General features: G+C 46.0%; 13 protein-coding genes. 8 read left to right on the top strand and 5 right to left on the bottom strand.

Features of this window, described 5'->3' with window-relative positions; translation table 11 throughout:
• Window positions 1-67: 67 nt before the first annotated feature.
• Both MMY95_RS03275 and MMY95_RS03270 read left to right on the top strand, forming a co-directional pair.
• Complete coding sequence (locus MMY95_RS03275; RefSeq protein WP_003641320.1) at window positions 68-1,495, top strand: amino acid permease; 1,428 nt, start codon at window positions 68-70, stop codon at window positions 1,493-1,495.
• 120 nt (window positions 1,496-1,615) lie between these two features.
• Complete coding sequence (locus tag MMY95_RS03270; protein ID WP_003644117.1) at window positions 1,616-2,197, top strand: ECF transporter S component; 582 nt, start codon at window positions 1,616-1,618, stop codon at window positions 2,195-2,197.
• A gap of 92 nt (window positions 2,198-2,289) precedes the next feature.
• Here the strand turns inward: MMY95_RS03270 and MMY95_RS03265 are convergent, their stop codons facing one another.
• Both MMY95_RS03265 and MMY95_RS03260 read right to left on the bottom strand, forming a co-directional pair.
• Window positions 2,290-2,466 (bottom strand): hypothetical protein, encoded by a 177-nt coding sequence (locus MMY95_RS03265; protein WP_003641322.1) that lies wholly within the window; start codon window positions 2,464-2,466, stop codon window positions 2,290-2,292.
• A 71-nt stretch (window positions 2,467-2,537) separates the two neighbouring features.
• Window positions 2,538-5,108 carry a KxYKxGKxW signal peptide domain-containing protein gene (locus MMY95_RS03260; protein ID WP_241277503.1) on the bottom strand — a complete coding sequence of 857 codons (2,571 nt, stop codon included), beginning with the start codon at window positions 5,106-5,108 and terminating at the stop codon, window positions 2,538-2,540.
• 424 nt (window positions 5,109-5,532) lie between these two features.
• On the opposite strand from MMY95_RS03260, the gene MMY95_RS03255 reads away from it, so the two are divergent.
• From MMY95_RS03255 to MMY95_RS03235, 5 genes are all read left to right on the top strand, one after another.
• Window positions 5,533-6,972, top strand: a complete 1,440-nt coding sequence (locus MMY95_RS03255) for a cytochrome ubiquinol oxidase subunit I (protein ID WP_202861308.1) — start codon at window positions 5,533-5,535, stop codon at window positions 6,970-6,972.
• A complete protein-coding gene (gene cydB, locus MMY95_RS03250) occupies window positions 6,965-7,960 on the top strand; it encodes a cytochrome d ubiquinol oxidase subunit II (RefSeq protein WP_003641325.1) in 996 nt (331 codons plus the stop codon). The genes MMY95_RS03255 and cydB overlap by 8 nt, the downstream gene beginning before the upstream one ends.
• Before the next feature lie 128 nt (window positions 7,961-8,088).
• Complete coding sequence (gene cydD, locus MMY95_RS03245) at window positions 8,089-9,822, top strand: thiol reductant ABC exporter subunit CydD (RefSeq protein ID WP_241277502.1); 1,734 nt, start codon at window positions 8,089-8,091, stop codon at window positions 9,820-9,822.
• Window positions 9,822-11,582, top strand: coding sequence for a thiol reductant ABC exporter subunit CydC (gene cydC, locus MMY95_RS03240; protein ID WP_104795602.1), 1,761 nt, complete (start codon window positions 9,822-9,824; stop codon window positions 11,580-11,582). Before cydD ends, cydC begins: the two co-directional genes overlap by 1 nt.
• A gap of 100 nt (window positions 11,583-11,682) precedes the next feature.
• Window positions 11,683-11,784 (top strand): ribosome recycling factor, encoded by a 102-nt coding sequence (locus MMY95_RS03235; RefSeq protein WP_241277501.1) that lies wholly within the window; start codon window positions 11,683-11,685, stop codon window positions 11,782-11,784.
• 4 nt (window positions 11,785-11,788) lie between these two features.
• On the opposite strand, the gene MMY95_RS03230 is transcribed toward MMY95_RS03235, so the two are convergent.
• A complete protein-coding gene (locus tag MMY95_RS03230; RefSeq protein WP_003641329.1) occupies window positions 11,789-12,766 on the bottom strand; it encodes a L,D-transpeptidase family protein in 978 nt (325 codons plus the stop codon).
• A gap of 190 nt (window positions 12,767-12,956) precedes the next feature.
• Window positions 12,957-13,934, bottom strand: coding sequence for a polyprenyl synthetase family protein (locus MMY95_RS03225; protein ID WP_104795604.1), 978 nt, complete (start codon window positions 13,932-13,934; stop codon window positions 12,957-12,959).
• A 144-nt stretch (window positions 13,935-14,078) separates the two neighbouring features.
• Between MMY95_RS03225 and MMY95_RS03220 the strand changes: the two genes are divergently transcribed.
• Window positions 14,079-14,993, top strand: coding sequence for a 1,4-dihydroxy-2-naphthoate polyprenyltransferase (locus tag MMY95_RS03220; protein WP_241277500.1), 915 nt, complete (start codon window positions 14,079-14,081; stop codon window positions 14,991-14,993).
• A gap of 212 nt (window positions 14,994-15,205) precedes the next feature.
• Here MMY95_RS03220 and MMY95_RS03215 read toward each other — a convergent pair whose 3' ends face one another.
• On the bottom strand, window positions 15,206-16,180 hold the full coding sequence (locus MMY95_RS03215; protein ID WP_241277499.1) for a Gfo/Idh/MocA family oxidoreductase: 975 nt from the start codon (window positions 16,178-16,180) through the stop codon (window positions 15,206-15,208).
• Window positions 16,181-16,405 lie beyond the last annotated feature (225 nt).

Below are 16,405 nucleotides of genomic sequence, written 5' to 3'. Positions count from 1 at the left end.
AATTGCACAAAAATTAATAGAATTAACAACGTTGCATTATTAAGATTTTGATTAGGAGGCGTACCGGATGAAAGCATCACAACGATTGCTGGTTAAAAAATCAGTCAATCCAGCTAATTTTAATAAGGGTGGCCTCGAAAAGACGTTGAGCGCATTTAGTTTAACCATGATGGGTGTTGGCGCAATCGTGGGTTCTGGGATTTTTATCACTCCCGGAATTATCGCCGCTAAGTATGCCGGTCCGGCTGCCATGCTCTCATTTGTGATTGCTGCGGTAGTGTGTTCGCTGGCCGCATTATGTTACGCTGAATTTTCTTCAACCATTCCCTTGGCGGGGAGTGCCTATACTTACGTTTATACCGTTTTTGGGGAATTCTTAGCGTGGATTCTTGGTTGGTCTCTGATCTCAGAATATTTATTCGCGGTATCTTCGGTGGCGGTAAGTTGGTCATCGTACTTTCAGAATTTAATGAGCGGCTTTGGCCTAAAACTACCAACATTTCTGACCGCCGCAGCTGGTACTGCCGGTGTCAGTGGTGCTGGATTCAACTTAATTGCTTTTGTCGTGGTTTTGGCTGTCTCACTGTTATTGGTCGGTGGGTTACAAGAGTCAACACGGGTCAATTCAATTATGGTAATCGTTAAGATTCTAGTGATTGTTCTTTTCATTGGCGTGGCAATTTTCTTTGTGAAACCTGCCAATTATCATCCGTTCATGCCCCATGGTGTTAGCGGACTGGTCAAAGGCGCGTCGTTAGCATTCTACGCGTATATTGGGTTTGATGCGGTGTCGACTGCTTCAGAAGAAGTGAAAAATCCTAAGCGTAATATGCCAATCGGAATTGTCGGTTCGTTAGTCGTAGCATCGATTTTATACGTGGCAATGGCCGCCGTTCTGGTCGGGGTCGTGCATTACAGTAAGCTTAACGTGGGTGATCCCGTGGCGTATGCCTTAGCCGTCATTCATCAAAACTGGGCGGCGGGGATTGTGTCACTGGGTGCCGTTGTCGGTATGACGACCGTTTTGATTGTCATGTTATATGGTGGGACCCGGTTACTGTTTGCGATTAGCCGGGATGGGTTGTTACCGAAAGTCTTTCGGACGGTCAGTCCCCATACCAAAGTGCCAGTTAAGAGTACTTGGATTTTTGGCATTATTGCCAGTGTATTTGCGGCTGTGATTCCATTAGATAAAATTGCGGAGTTAGTCAATATTGGAACGCTATTTGCATTCGCTATGGTGTCTATCGGTGTTGTCTTCCTGCGTCGACACGAAACGTTACAACAAATCAATAGTTCATTTAAAGTACCATTTTATCCAGTGTTACCAGTTGTCTCGTTCCTCGCATGTGTCTACCTGATGCTTAATTTGCAGGCATTTACGTGGCATATGTTTGGTATTTGGCTGGTTATTGGCATCGTGATTTACTTTGCCTATAGTTATCGGCACTCCCGTATTCGAGCAGGGTTACGTGCCAAAGAATCAAAATCGTAATTAATAGTGGGTGCTTACCGGGGCGGGTAAGCACCCATTCTTTTCGCGGCTACTAAGCTTTGGGATATGCTATAATTAAGCGCATAATTCATAAGGTAAAGAGAGTTGAGGTGGCTGATGATGCAGAGACGTTCAAACGCCTATCATATCAGTGTATTAGCGGTACTAATGGCAATCGTGATCATTCAGAATATTGTTCCGTTTTTTGGGTACATTCCATTACCAGGATTGAGTATTACGACAATTCACGTGACGGTTATCCTGGCCGCAGTGGTCTTGGGACCGCGTGATGGGGCAATTATTGGGGGCGCATGGGGAATTATTGCGTGGATACGGGCGTTCGTCGCACCGACGAGTCCCTTAGCACCAATCGTATTTACCAATCCATTGATTTCGGTGATACCCCGGATTCTCGTCGGTTTGATAGCCGGTTGGGTCTTTATTTGGTTTCAGAAGCGGCATCAAAAAGTGTTGGGGATGACGCTGGCGGGCGTGGCCGGGGCATTAACGAACACGATTCTAGTCTTAGGCTTGATTGGGCTACTCTATAGTCATCAAGCAGCCGGTTTTTATCAAGTTAATTTGAGCAAACTAATGCCGTACTTGTTAACGATCGTGGCCTCGAATGGGATTCCGGAAGCGATTTTAGCTGGAATTCTCACACCACTGATCGGGACACCATTACTACGTTTTAAAAAATAAGTCGCTAAAGTGACAGCTAGCTTGAATCAATTCAAATTTAAAACAGCCACCCTTGAAATCTCCTGAATTTCAAGGGTGGCTGTTTTAAATCGCTATTTAACGGCTTGAACTTGTTTCTGACTAATAATTACTTTGTTGTGATACTTATCAACGATGGCTGGATCAGGACTTGTAAAGGTGATTAAATACGAATTAGTGTAACTTTTCGCAATGGTCCCGGTATAAGTCTGGCCTTCCAAAATGAACGTCACTTGTGTTCCAATATCCATGATGATGCCTCTTTTCGCACGATAGTTTTATTAAGGATAACACACCAGTGGACGTAACAGGTAAAAGTTCACTAATTAAAACGTCGCCGAACTTGGGCCCAAATCCCCGTTGCTAGGGCTAAGAGACTGGTACCCAGCGTTGCGAGCCATGACTGAGTTGTTTCGTCGGTCTGCGGGAGCTCAGTTGTGGCTTTGGATGATGGTGAGGAGACGGCAACTAAGTCGGCACTGTCAGTATTAGTTGTTGTGGCAGATACCGTGGCTGGCGTCGTCACACTTGTTTCCTGGTCACTATAATCTTGAAGCAGACTAGCCGTGACGGCCGAACCGCTGTCATCGTGATTAACTAACCAGTCAGTGTTAGTCATGGCGGTTGAACTGACCATAATTGAATCACTGACTTGGCCCTTAATCACGCTGCTCTGATCGATAGTGCTTGTCTGGTTCACAGTGGTCGTCGCACGTGTTGCGTCAACCGCCGTGTCGGAATCACTATCCACTGCGTTATCCGTGTCGTTCAAGTCAACGTAACTAGTCGTTGAATCATCATTAGGTTTCGCATGATTGGTCGTGTCTGGTGTTGTATCACTAGTTATGTTGGTAGTGTCAGTGGTCGTGTTATCCACGATAGTTTGATGGTCGCTGATGGCCTCATCAGCCGTCGTTTCATCGGTAACATTGTCCTGTGCTGTGGAATCGGTCGTTGTACCGTTGTCAGCCGCTCCCTGATTACGATTATCCGTTACTTGATCAACATCAACTGCTTCATCTTCAGCATCCGCTAATTCCAATGATTGAGTATATGGAATGAAGGCGTCGTCTTGCGTGTGGATCAAGAGTAACGGGATAGTGATTTTGCTAGCTGCATCGGTTGCTGATAAGTCATCGACACTGAAACCTTGTTCCTTGATCAAACGAGCGTTCATCGCGGCCACGATTTTATCATAGGATAAGAAGGGCAGGCTCGTGATGGCTGGCAGACCAACGGATTGAAGTGCGTTTGAAACGGCGGTGATGGCTTTGTTGTATAGCGAACTACCTAGTTCTGGTAAGGTCGCGTACCCGGCGTCCGACACAACTGCTTTAACGGATTTTGAAAGTCCAGGAACTGAGGCTGCTTCTAACACGGTGTCGGCACCTAATGATTGACCATAAAAGACGACTTGACTGTCGGCACCATTGCGTTCGTCGACCATCTTAACCCAATTCAGCCAGTCATACTTGTCCTGATAACCAAACGTTAAGTTATCACCGTCACTTAGGAACTGGCCACGTTGACTCGGCATGAGGACGTTATAACCCATGTCATACCAAATCTTTGAAACGTAGCCGATCCAATCAACATGTTCCGTCCAACCTTGGCCGATGATGACGGTCTTGGTGGAATCACCATTTTGAATATAGTAAGCACGGACAGACTGCGTCGGGTCATTGTATTCAGGCAGGGTCCAGGTTTCTTTGGTAACGTTATCCCACCAAGTAACCGTTGTCGGGTAATATTCTTCGGCCGCAGCCCGGTCAGCAGCATAAGCGACTGGATCGAGGCCGGTCCACGTATTGGAGATGTCATAGCGGTGCTGGTTCATTTCAGTACGTAAATTAGAGAGGGCTTCTGAGCCAGTTCCCGTGAAGACGATTGGGTAGAGTACATTACCCACGATCGTGCTGGCGATATCTGTGGGGAGCTCTTTCAACTCGTCAAGAATTGTCGTCAGTTTGGCTTTGGCTGCTGCTAATTGTTCTTGGCCAGACGGGGTCGCTGCTTGATTTGCTAAGTCCTTGATCGTATTAACGACGGCCACAATATCACTGGCATCTAACGTGACCGTGGTGGTGTCCGTCTTATCAGAGGTAGTAACTTTTTTCCAGGTCACACTGTAAGGGCCACTTTGTGTAATGGTGACCGTACTCTTTTGATTGCCAGTCGTGTCGTTGGTTTCGTAGATTAAGCCATGACCGCTGTCACTTGTCGCGGCACTAGCCGCGCTGGTCGTCGCCACACTAGTTGGCGTTGCCGCAGCGGTCGAATTGGTGTTGGTACTCGTATCATCAGTTGAATCAATAGCTGAATCGGTCGTTGATTTAGTCGTGGCTGTCACCATATCCGTGACTTGAGTAGCGTCACTCGTCGCTGAGCTAGCGGCCTGTTCGTTACCACTTATGGTATTGGCTGCCGTCGAATTAGTAGCGCTGGTCGTCTGACTAGTTACTGTGCCACTCGCACTGTTAACAACCTCACTAGCTTGGTCGGTAGCTGACGCTGCACTTGTGGCTTGTTCAGTCGCGCTAGTCTCAGTAGCGTTAGTACTAGTCGTAATTTGATTGGTGTCAGTGGTAGCGCTGCTGTCGGTATTTGACGTGGTATTACTGTCTTCACCAGTAGTCATGCTACTTGTCGTGGTTGACTCGGTTACCGTTGCCCCGGCGGCTTGGCTGAGTTGACTGGCAACGCTAGCTGGGGCGTTGGCCGCAGAAGTGGTCGTGGCACTAACGGGGGTAGCCGTTGCTGCTAAGGCGTTAGTCGTCAGCATTAACGTACTACCGAGCCCCGCAATGGTAATCCCCGCGTAAACCCAATGTTTGCCATCTTTGAACATTTTATAATGATCAACGGTGGTTGATTGTTGTGAATTCCTTTTCATTATATTTACTCCTCGTAACGTTTTATTCTATTGCACGTTTTAAAATATAGCACGACAACCCAGGCTTGTTTGCGTTTTCGCGGGCTAAACTTGTTAAATGAGGTACTTTTTTAATAACGGCATCAGTTGTTTATTGTATGAACTAATTTGTTAACTGATTGAGTACGATGATTGATTTTTATGATGCGACAAGCTCAGTTATTCGCGGGAGTCACGCGTGATTTTACCAGCAGATGCCAGATTGCAAAATGTGAACTTACAAACGAATAAGCGTACTAATAGTGGCCTTGAAAATTAGCGGCTTTGACTATTTTGGGAATAAAAGTTGAGATTGATTGAAATTTCACTTATCACTTGCTATTATGAAAGGTGAATAAAGTGTTTCCGCTTTCGTAGGGAATAAATTAATAAAGGGGGGACCATTATGAATCTCGGATTAAGTATTTTATCCTTGGCGCGCTTTCAGTTCGCGATGACCACGGTGTTTCATTTCTTCTTTGTGCCATTATCAATCGGCTTAGCCTTGGTTGTTGCCATCATGGAAACGGTGTATGTTGTCAAAAAAGACATCATGTACAAGCACATGGCACAATTTTGGGGCCGCATTTTCTTACTTAGCTTTGCCGTTGGTGTCGTGACAGGGATTATACAAGAATTCCAATTTGGGATGAACTGGTCTGATTATTCACGGTTTATGGGTGACATTTTTGGGGCGCCACTAGCGATTGAAGCGTTAGTTGCCTTCTTTATGGAATCCACGTTTATTGGGTTATGGATGTTTGGTTGGGATCGGTTTAATGCCAAGCTCCACTGTGCGTTTATCTGGCTAACGTCGATTGGGACGATGATTTCCGCGATGTGGATTTTAGCAGCGAACAGTTTCATGCAAAATCCAGTTGGTTTCATGATCAATACCAAGACTGGTCGTGCACAGATGACGAGCTTTGCAGCAGTCGTCAAGAACGAACAGCTCTGGTATGAATTACCACATGTGTTGTTTGGGGCGTTTGTTACCGGCTCATTTGTGGTTGCTGGGATGGCGGCGTTTGCGTTACTCAAAAAGAAAAACGTCACGTTCTTCCGCAAATCGATCAAGGTCAGTTTAATCGTTGGCCTGGTTGCTTCCATCGGTGTGATTGGAATGGGAGATTTACAGACGCGTTACATCATTAAAGAACAACCGATGAAGTTTGCCGCAACGGAAGGCTTATATAAGGATTCCGGCTCGCCAGCTTCATGGGCAGTTATTGAAGGGATGGATACTAAGAACCATAAGGCCAACTGGTCGATTGAAATCCCGTATGTGTTGGATATTTTAAGCTATCATAAGTTGTCCGGTAATGTGAAGGGACAAAATACCCTTAACAAGGAACTTCATGCCAAGTATGACAAGAAATTTGGTAAGGACATGAACTACTACGTGCCAACAAAGACGCTTTTCTGGAGCTTCCGGGTCATGACGGTAGCTGGTGGGCTCTTCGCACTGATTGCCATTATCGGTCTATACTTCAACCGTGCAAAGTCAACGCTGATTGAGCGGCAGCGCTGGTTCCTGTGGGTACTAGGAATCTGTACGTTCTTACCATTCGCCGCAAACACGGCCGGGTGGCTGATTACTGAATTAGGTCGTTATCCATGGGTTGTTTATGGTTTACTGACGATTGCAGATGCCGTTTCACCAAATGTTAGTGTCGCTTCGTTGCTGATCTCTAACATCGTGTACTTCTGCTTGTTCAGTGGCTTAGGCATTGTCATGATCGTCTTATCACGGCGTGCCTTACACCGAGGACCTGATGATTTGTTACAAGCTAGCGATGACGCACCGTACGATCCTTATGGTAAGGAGGCGTTCAGTCATGAGTAATCTACAATTCTTATGGTTTATTCTGGTGGGCGTTCTATTTAGTGGTTTCTTCTTCCTTGAAGGTTTTGACTTCGGGGTTGGGATGACGATTAAGAGCTTAGCCCAAACACGCGCTGAGCGCGATGTTGTGATTCATACGATTGGCCCACATTGGGATGCCAATGAAGTGTGGTTGATCACTGCTGGTGGGGCGATGTTTGCGTCGTTCCCAATGTGGTATGCTTCCTTATTCTCCGGATTCTATCTTATCTTATTGTTGATTCTAGTGGCCCTCATTATGCGAGGGGTCTCATTTGAATTTAGAAGTCGGATGGAAAGTGACGCCGGCCGGAATTTCTGGGAATGGGCCGCAGCCCTAGGTAGTTTCTTTGCTGCCTTCCTATTTGGGATGATGTTTACTGCTTTGGTCAAAGGGATGCCAATCAATGCCAATGGCGATATGACTGCCCACTTCACCGATTACGTGAACTTGTTCTCAATCGTTGGTGGGGTTGCCGTAACGTTACTCTGCTATTTGCACGGGTTAAACTTTATTCGTCTGAAGACGACCGGGACGTTGCGTGAACGGGCGCTTCAGTGGGCCAAACCGTTATACTGGGTCCTGTTTGCCGGTGAAGTTGTCTTCGCAATTCTGCTGTTCTTTAACACCGATTTCTTTACCAAGAAACCAATCTCAACCACGATTTTAGTGGTCGCCTTAGTGGCTTTGACGGTCTTGGCAACTTGGGGTGTTTATGGAAATCATGAATGGCTCTCATTTATTAGCAGTGGTCTCTCACTGATCGACGTGGTCGTGCTCCTGTTCAATGGACTATTCCCACGTGTCATGGTGGCGAACAATTCTGCATACAGCATTCTGATTAAAGATGCGTCTAATTCACCATATACGTTGCATCTGATGACTGTAATCTCATTATCGGTATTACCGATTATGTTGATCTACTTTATTTGGAGTTACTGGGTCTTCTATAAACGGTTGGCATCGTAATTCAAATGCAGATGACGACAGTATCACTGGTGCGGTGGTACAATTAATTTAACAGCACCAACGGGGTCGCGACCTTGGCCAAGTGCCAGGGTGCGACCCCGTTCATTTTAAGTAGGGAGTGATCGAATGTGTTTGATCCGGCATTATTTAAACTACCAGGGATGCGCCGAGCAGCCACGATTTTAGGGTTACTGGCCATCGTCGAGGGTATTTGTATTGTCTTTCAGGCCTACTATCTATCAGTGGCGATTGTTGGACTGTGGCACTTGCATTCATTGGCGTCGATCAGTCAGCCCATGCTATGGTTCGCATTAGCTTGGGTCGGACGGCAGTTACTGGTCGTCATTAAAAATCGTGTGATGTATCCGTTAGTCGAACAGACGACGGGTGACCTGCGGCGTAAAGTGATGCAGAAGTTATACCGGCTCGGCCCAAGTTATGTGGCTAAGACTGGGACTGGTAACGTGGTGACGACAGCGCTTGAAGGCATCGATAAAGTTCAGACATACTTAATGTTGGTTGTGATTAAAGTAATCGACATGATGGTGATCCCGTGGATCATTTTAATTTACATCGCGTGGTTGCGCTGGCGTGAGGCCCTTTTTCTACTGGCAATTTTTCCATTAATTATTCTATTTATGATTATTTTGGGCTATGCCGCTCAAGCTAAAGCGGATAAGCAGTACGTGGGCTATCAACGGATGTCTAATCACTTCGTTGATACGCTGCGCGGTTTACCGACCTTGAAGCAGTTAGGACTGAGCAAACGGTACGCTGACAACGTTTATCAGGGTAGTGAAGGTTATCGCAAGCAAACGATGGCGGTCATCAAGATTGCGATGTTATCGACTTTCGCCTTGGATTTCTTCACGACCTTATCGATTGCGGTTGTCGCAGTCTTCCTTGGTTTTGGTTTGATTAACGGCACGATTACGTTGCTACCAGCGTTGGTTATTTTGGTCTTATCGCCAGACTATTTCTTGCCATTACGAACATTTGCTAATGATTATCATGCCACTTTAAATGGCAAGAATGCGTTTGCGGATGTCCAGAAGATGCTAGCTTTGCCGGTGCCAACTGAACGTCAACAGCTCGGTACTCAGCCTGTGCAATGGCAAAGTGATAGTACGTTAAGCTTACATGACGTTGATTTTAAGTATGATGATGATCAGCTGGCCTTAAAACACATTAATATTGATGTGCATGGTTACCAACGGATCGGGATTATTGGGGCATCAGGCTCCGGCAAATCAACTTTGATCAATTTGTTAGGTGGCTTTCTAACCCCGGTCGCTGATCAGGGTAAAATTCAAGTCAACGGGCAAACAGTCTCGCATTTGAGCCAGGACGCCTGGCAGCAGAGCTTTTTCTACATTCCGCAAAACCCATATCTGTTCCATGCAACGTTAGCAGAGAACATCGCTTTTTATCAGCCAGACGCTTCACGTCAAGCGATTGAACGAGCTGCTGAAAACGCCGGATTAACGGCCTGGATTGCAACGTTACCAGCGGGGTTGGATACGGCGATTGGTGAAGGCTCCCGTGGTGTCAGTGGTGGTCAGGCGCAACGGATTGCTTTGGCGCGGGCCTTTCTTGACGACTCGCGGCGAGTTCTGTTATTTGATGAACCAACTGCCCACTTGGATATTGAAACTGAAGCGGAACTGAAAACGACGATTTTACCTGTACTTGATAATCACTTAGTTTTCTTTGCGACTCACCGGTTACACTGGATTAATCAGATGGATTACGTGTTAGTGATGGATCATGGGGAAATCGTTGAACAAGGGACACCGGCGGAATTGGCCGCGCATGACGGGGCGTACGTTCGGTTACGTGATGAAATGGTAGGTGCGATCTAATGAAAGATTTTTTGGCAACTTTTAAAAATGATACTTGGGTCATGCCGTATTTGCGCAAGTATAAAAAGTTACTAGCCCTGACGCTGTTTTTGGGTCTAATGACATTTTTCTGCGGTTCAGCGCTGATGTTCAACTCGGGCTACTTGATCAGTAAAGCCGCACGACACCCGTATAATATTCTGATGATTTATGTGCCAATCGTTCTAACGAGAGCGTTTGGGATTGGTCGACCTGCCTTTCGCTATGCGGAGCGAATTACGAGTCATAACTGGGTGCTACGGATCGTGTCAGATTTTCGTAAGAAACTGTACCAATCCGTCGCCAAGCACGCCGTAGCGATTCGCCAAAATTTCCAGACTGGTGATGTCCTGAGCATTTTAGCTGACGATATTGACCATATTGAAAATTTATATTTACGGACCGTTTTTCCAACGGTGATTGCCTGGTTGATGACGCTAGTGATTGTGATTGGTCTGGGCTACTTTAGCTGGTGGTTCGGGCTATTGATGTTGTTGATGTTAGGATTGGTCGTTGTGGTAATGCCGCTATGGTCGGTCTTACTGAATGGTGCTCGTGAATCACGCAGTCGTCAGATTCAACAGGGCTTTTATACGCAGCTGACTGATTCGGTAATGGGGCTCGGTGATTGGTTGATTGCCGGACGTCAAACGGATTTCTATGAGCGGCAAACCCAGCCTATCGAAGCAATTGCGGCACTTCGTAAACAGGACCATCGCTTTCAGTGGTGGCGAGATTTTACGATTCAGATCATTTTCGGGGTGATTTGTTTAGCGCTCTTGATCTGGAGTAGTTTTTACTGGACAACGAATGCGGCTAGTTCTAATTGGATTGCGGCGTTTGTCCTCTCCGTATTCCCGTTGGTTGATGCCATGCAGTCTGTTAGTCAGGGTGTTAGTGAGTGGCCAAGTTATCAACGGTCAATCAAACGAGTCAACGCCTTAGATACCACGCCTGAAGATGAACACGATCAGACAGTCTTAACGGAGCCATTCCAAGTATTGCGTATTGCGGACCTTGACTTTAAATATGCGGAAGGTGGTCACGCGATTTTTGACGGTTTGAATCTGACTTTAAAAGCCGGTGAAAAGGTAGCCCTGCTAGGACCTTCCGGAACGGGAAAGAGTACCTTGCTCAAGCTGATTTTAGGTGATCTGACACCGGATAGTGGGACGGTTCAATTGAATGATGTGCCCATCACACGGTTACAAACTGAGCGCGCCCAGTTATTCGGCGTCTTGGATCAGCAGCCGTACTTGTTCAATACCACGATTATGAACAATGTGCGGATGGGTAACTTGCAAGCGACTGACGAACAAGTTAAAGCCGCACTAGCAGCAGTCGAGTTAGCACCCTTGATCGACACGCTCCCCGATGGTTACGAGACAGTTGTAGAAGAGGGCGGTGCGCGCTTTTCTGGTGGCGAACGACAACGGCTCGCGTTAGCTCGCATCTTATTACAAGATGCGCCCATCATCATTTTAGATGAACCGACAGTTAGTCTTGATCCGATTACCGAGGCCCATTTGCTGACCACGGTGTTCCGGGTCTTGCATGATAAGACGATTCTGTGGGTCACGCACCATTTGGCCGGGGTCAACCATGTCGATCAAGTTCGCTTCTTGGAAGATGGTCAATTCGATATGGCCGGTACGCCGAGCGAATTGTACGCGAATGCACCGCGGTTTAAACGCCTTTATGATTTGGATCAAGGGCGTGATGATGCGAACAATGATCGGTAATCCGGTTGATAGCAGTCTTCCACGTGCACCTTGGGCTTGTGAAACAGACTTTTAATTACTGCGCTGAATGGGTATTCAGCCTACGAATGTAGTGGTCATGATGACCATTACTGATTACACCGCCGATTTAGAGCGTAAAAAGGACTTAGTCGCTGAGACCAAGTCCTTTTTATATGCAATTAATCGCCAGGTTATGATTTAACCTGTTAGTAATTTTGTAATTGTGCCCGATTCTGAACGTCGACCACGTAGGCTTTCGTGCCTAAGCGGCTGAGTAAGGTCCGTACATCATTGTAATTGATTGAGACGCAACCAGCCGTTGCCCATTGATTCTTGACGTGAATAAAGAAGCCCGAGCCATTATGCTGACCGTGATTGTCCATCACAATCGCTAATTGATACTGATTGTGGGGCGCGGCCTTCGTGTAATCGATCAGATGCTCGTTCTTATTATTGGCCCAGTTTCGGTTCTGCCAAGTGTTATATTGCCGGTCATGTGGATCTTCAATCCAGTAAGATTTCCGGTTGATCTGTCGATAGGCCATACCACTAGTTCTTGCACTGGCAGCTTTACCAAATGCGAAGCTTAAGTGATAAACGCCTTTGGGTGTGGTACTGCTACCTTCGTGAGAATTGCCGATGCCAGCGGCTCCGATGCGACTTGCGGAAGTTAGTGTATTCTTCCAGCCGCGATTGGTTTTTTGCCAAAGTTTAAGAGTGGCCGTGGATGAGCCATTTTGAATGACCGTCACGATTTGCTGAGCCTTTTTGGACACACGCATTCTGGAGACGAGTGTTGCTTCGGATGGGGTGGCAGCTTTGGCTTTAACTGGCTTTAAGTAGCCACTCCAAATCCAGCCAGTGGCCCCATTCTTGCTATTGTGAACCCAGTAGTAACGAACCTTTTTGCCGTGCATGATAATATCAGTTTGCTGAGTCGTTGTCCAGACGGTGTTGCGATAGTTCTTCAAATCATGATTGGCCCTGAATGTCCAACGATTATAATTACCATTAGCCCTAAAGGTATGTGATTTGGTATCGGTCGTATAATAGGCCTTTCTAGCCGTTGCCCGCGTTGGCGTGCGATGATAGTAAGTGCTGGCATTCGCAGATACTGAACTTAGCATTGTGACCGCTGCGATCATTAGTACGCTCCCCAGCAACCAATTAACAATCTTTTTCATGAAACCCCTCCTAGTAAAAATAGCCCCGTTATTACAATTTTTATACAAATACTATAATACTATTTATTTCGGCGGAATGGATAACAATTTTTGACTAAATCGCGGCGGTGTAGGGTGAGTAGTGGTTGTAGCTGAAAAATCAGCGCGTCAGAGTAATAGGTTACTTTGACGCGCTGATTTAATTTGTGTATTAATGGTTGCGAACCAGTAATTCAGTCACTAGCCGGCGTAAAGTTTGTTGTGTTTCACCAGTTGGTAGCTGATCGATTAGGTTCAGTGCGGTTTTGGTATAGTGAGTAGCCAATTGTTGTGCCTGGGTAACGCCCCCCAAAGCAATGACCTGATCGCGAATTGTCAGTAGCTGTTCATTACTGATGTGGTCGCCGGGTTGGGGTAATTGTTCGGCCAATTGTGGTTCAGCGGTCAGGGCGTAGATAAGTGGCAGTGAATAAACGCCGTCCCGTAAGTCATTAAGCGCCGGCTTTTGAGTTAAGGCCTCATCACCGGCGTAGTCAAGGACGTCATCTAACATCTGGTAGGCTAACCCCATCCGTTCACCAATCTGTTGCGCTAGTTTAACGACGCCTGCGTCGGCACCCGCGAAGTGGGCACCTTGTTCACAACTGAGGCTGAACAGACGGGCCGTTTTGCCACGAGCAATTGCTAAGTAGTCATCGACCGTGGTCGTCGGATCGAAGTTATGTGCCATTTGATCCAGTTCGCCTTGGAGGATGGCTCGCATCGCCGCAGTATTGATTTTAACGTCGTCAGCTGTCTTGGCAGCAATCAGGACTTGATCGAAATAGCAGGTAAACAGCAGATCACCGGCGTAAATAGCATTACGTTGACCGTAGTCTTGGTGGATCGTTGTCACATGGCGGCGTTCTGGCGATTCATCAATTACATCATCGTGAATCAGTGTCGCCACGTGTAGTAGTTCCATAGCCGCTGCGCCAGCACGTAACCGGGCCGTGTTATGATCCGGTCCAAATTGACTAAACAAGTAAAAGAAGCCCGGGCGTAAAAACTTACCACCCGCAGCGAGTAAGTCGTGTACGCGGTCATTAATGGCGGCGTTATCAATTTTTACGTTAGTAGCTAGATACGGCTTCAGCGCTGCTAGCTCCTTTGCGACAAGACTTTCCGGTTGCCAAATGGTTTGCATCATAATCAAAATACCCCGCTTTATTTGAGAGATGGCTCCGGGACGTTTTGACGCCAACACTTGCAGCCAGTCACATTCTAAAATACAATCTATATTAAAGGTACAAATAACTTGTTTCGTTGTCAAACAAAAGGATGGTGTAAATCATTGAAACCAAAAGTGTTTCTTGAATTTGTTGAAATTAAATCATTAATTGCGAGCGTGTTACCGTTCGTTTTGGGGAGTATGTACGCCTATTATAATTATCATCAGTTACATCTTGGTTATTTATTGCTATTTTTCATTGCATCTTCACTTTTTCATATGGCGACTAATGCGAATGATAATTACCAAGACTTCCTACACGCGCCACGTAATGACGACAATCAAGAATTTTTGCAAGAGACTAATGTGGTCGGTGTTAACCAGATTTCCATTGGTCAGGCCCGGACGATTACGTTTGGTTTAACCGGAATCTCATTGATTATCGGACTATGGTTAGTAACACAAACGGGGTTGCCGTTGTTGTGGATGGGGCTATATTCATATGCGGTCGGTTACTTTTACGCTGGCGGTCCGAAGCCAATTTCACAAGGCCCGTTTGGCGAATTTTTCTCGGGCTTTACGATGGGCTTTATGATCTTCTGGATTGCCGTCTTTATTAATACGTATGACACGGCAGCCATTACTTGGCAGTCAACGCTGGCTGTTTTAATTGCGTCAGGTCTGGCCATTTTTGCAATTTCTAACATTATGTTAGCTAATAATATTTGTGATATGGACGAGGACATTGCGTTAGGGCGACACACGATTTTGTATTACCTTGGCAAACCGGTGATGCTTCAGGTATTTGCATGGAGTTACGTTGCTGGTTATGCTTGTCTGGTGATTGCGGTCTTGATGGGTGTGCTACCAAAGTTTAGTTTACTAACGTTGCTCAGTATTATTCCAGTTTGGAAAAATACGCGGGTCTTCTTGCACAAACAGGTCAAACGAGAAACTTTCACGATTTCAATTAAAAACGCAACGTTGATTTGTCTTTCATTTATCGTTTTCATGGGCTTAGGACTGATTTTTAACTAGTCCTTCAATAAACGAGTATGGCTTTGAGAAAGCGCCAACTAACCAAGTTGATACTAAGCAGTATTTTTCCCAGCGAGTCCAAGCTGGCTTTCTGATTTTATGGCTTGGGGTTTTTCAATGGTATTTCACGGGGGTAAAAAAAGCTTAGATATCGTGTGAAAAAACACACGGTATCTAAGCTTTTTTAATTTACATAAAGATGTTATTTATAACTAGTTTTCAAATGGATAGCGGAAGTCCCATTGTGCACGAGCGGCAGTCATGATATCCATAACGTCAGTCGTTTTAGCAAGACTCGTGTTGTGTAATTCGCCAGCAACCATTTTTTGCATGTCAGCAATTTCGTAATTCATGGCGTTAGTGCTATCGCCGGCTGTGATGGTTTCAGTATGGCCTTCGCTGTCGGTGAAAGTGGCACTGTCGGCACGTGGATAGGTATCAACGGTAAAGTAACCATTCTCATACGCGACGATACCGCGTTTAGGCATTTTAGCTCGGAACGTTAAGGCAACGGTGGCCAGTTCATCATTGGCGTTTCGTAACGTGATTGTCGAAGATTCATCGACGCCACTGCTGAATCGGTGCATGGTTGTTCCGGTAATGTATGGTTTAGCAGTCAAGAATTCTTCCACGAAGGCTAGGGCATAGACACCAATGTCCAGTAAAGCACCGCCGGCAAGGTCGGAATTAAAGAAGCGATTAGTTGGGTCTGGTTCTTTAAAACTACCAAAGCTAGCTTGGATCATTTTCAGATCACCAAGATGACGTTCTGCCGCAAAATCATGGAGCTTCTCGTATAATGGCATGTGATACAGGGTCATCGCTTCCGCTAAGATAAGGTGGTTGCTAGCAGCCACTTCCTTGGCGATTGCGAGTTGGGTACTAGACATTGTGATGGCCTTTTCACTGAGGACGTGTTTGCCAGCACGTAAGGCGGGTAAAATCGTGTCAATGTGATAATTATGGGGCGTTGCCACGTAAACGATGTCGACTTGTTCATCAGCCAGTAGCTCGTCTAAATTACCATAAGCTTTTGGAATATTGTGTTCGGCAGCAAAGGAGTTAGCTTTATCCTGCGAACGTGAGCAAACGGCGTAGATTTTTCCGTCAGGTTGATCAAAATATTTAACGAAACTGTGCGCGATGTTACCAAGGCCAACAATGGCCCAGCGATAAGTTTTCGACATTATAGGTTCCTCCTAGGATTAATCGAATGTGACCACTTACATTTTAGCAAAAAAATAAGGAATTGGCGCCCAATAATCATGTAAAATTAATACAAAAGTCGGTAAAATAGAGTGTAATATGACCGGTGCTCATTGCGATTTAGGCTTACTTAGAATTAAAACATGTTGGTTAGGGACTGTCTGAAAACTAAAAATTCAGGTATAATCTGAGGAAAAACGAATCGA

It is taken from the genome of Lactiplantibacillus sp. ME-2 (assembly GCF_022549155.1).
Taxonomy (GTDB): domain Bacteria; phylum Bacillota; class Bacilli; order Lactobacillales; family Lactobacillaceae; genus Lactiplantibacillus; species Lactiplantibacillus plantarum.
Note: the sequence above shows the minus strand (reverse complement) of the source record. Positions and strands in the feature narration are given on the sequence as shown.

What these genes read in the sequence shown, in the direction of transcription:
- MMY95_RS03275 (WP_003641320.1), top strand. Translation starts at nt 68, where the DNA reads ATGAAAGCATCACAACGATTGCTGGTTAAAAAATCAGTCAATCCAGCT.
- MMY95_RS03270 (WP_003644117.1), top strand. Translation starts at nt 1,616, where the DNA reads ATGCAGAGACGTTCAAACGCCTATCATATCAGTGTATTAGCGGTACTA.
- MMY95_RS03265 (WP_003641322.1), bottom strand. Translation starts at nt 2,466, where the DNA reads ATGGATATTGGAACACAAGTGACGTTCATTTTGGAAGGCCAGACTTAT.
- MMY95_RS03260 (WP_241277503.1), bottom strand. Translation starts at nt 5,108, where the DNA reads ATGAAAAGGAATTCACAACAATCAACCACCGTTGATCATTATAAAATG.
- MMY95_RS03255 (WP_202861308.1), top strand. Translation starts at nt 5,533, where the DNA reads ATGAATCTCGGATTAAGTATTTTATCCTTGGCGCGCTTTCAGTTCGCG.
- cydB (WP_003641325.1), top strand. Translation starts at nt 6,965, where the DNA reads ATGAGTAATCTACAATTCTTATGGTTTATTCTGGTGGGCGTTCTATTT.
- cydC (WP_104795602.1), top strand. Translation starts at nt 9,822, where the DNA reads ATGAAAGATTTTTTGGCAACTTTTAAAAATGATACTTGGGTCATGCCG.
- MMY95_RS03235 (WP_241277501.1), top strand. Translation starts at nt 11,683, where the DNA reads ATGACCATTACTGATTACACCGCCGATTTAGAGCGTAAAAAGGACTTA.
- MMY95_RS03230 (WP_003641329.1), bottom strand. Translation starts at nt 12,766, where the DNA reads ATGAAAAAGATTGTTAATTGGTTGCTGGGGAGCGTACTAATGATCGCA.
- MMY95_RS03225 (WP_104795604.1), bottom strand. Translation starts at nt 13,934, where the DNA reads ATGATGCAAACCATTTGGCAACCGGAAAGTCTTGTCGCAAAGGAGCTA.
- MMY95_RS03215 (WP_241277499.1), bottom strand. Translation starts at nt 16,180, where the DNA reads ATGTCGAAAACTTATCGCTGGGCCATTGTTGGCCTTGGTAACATCGCG.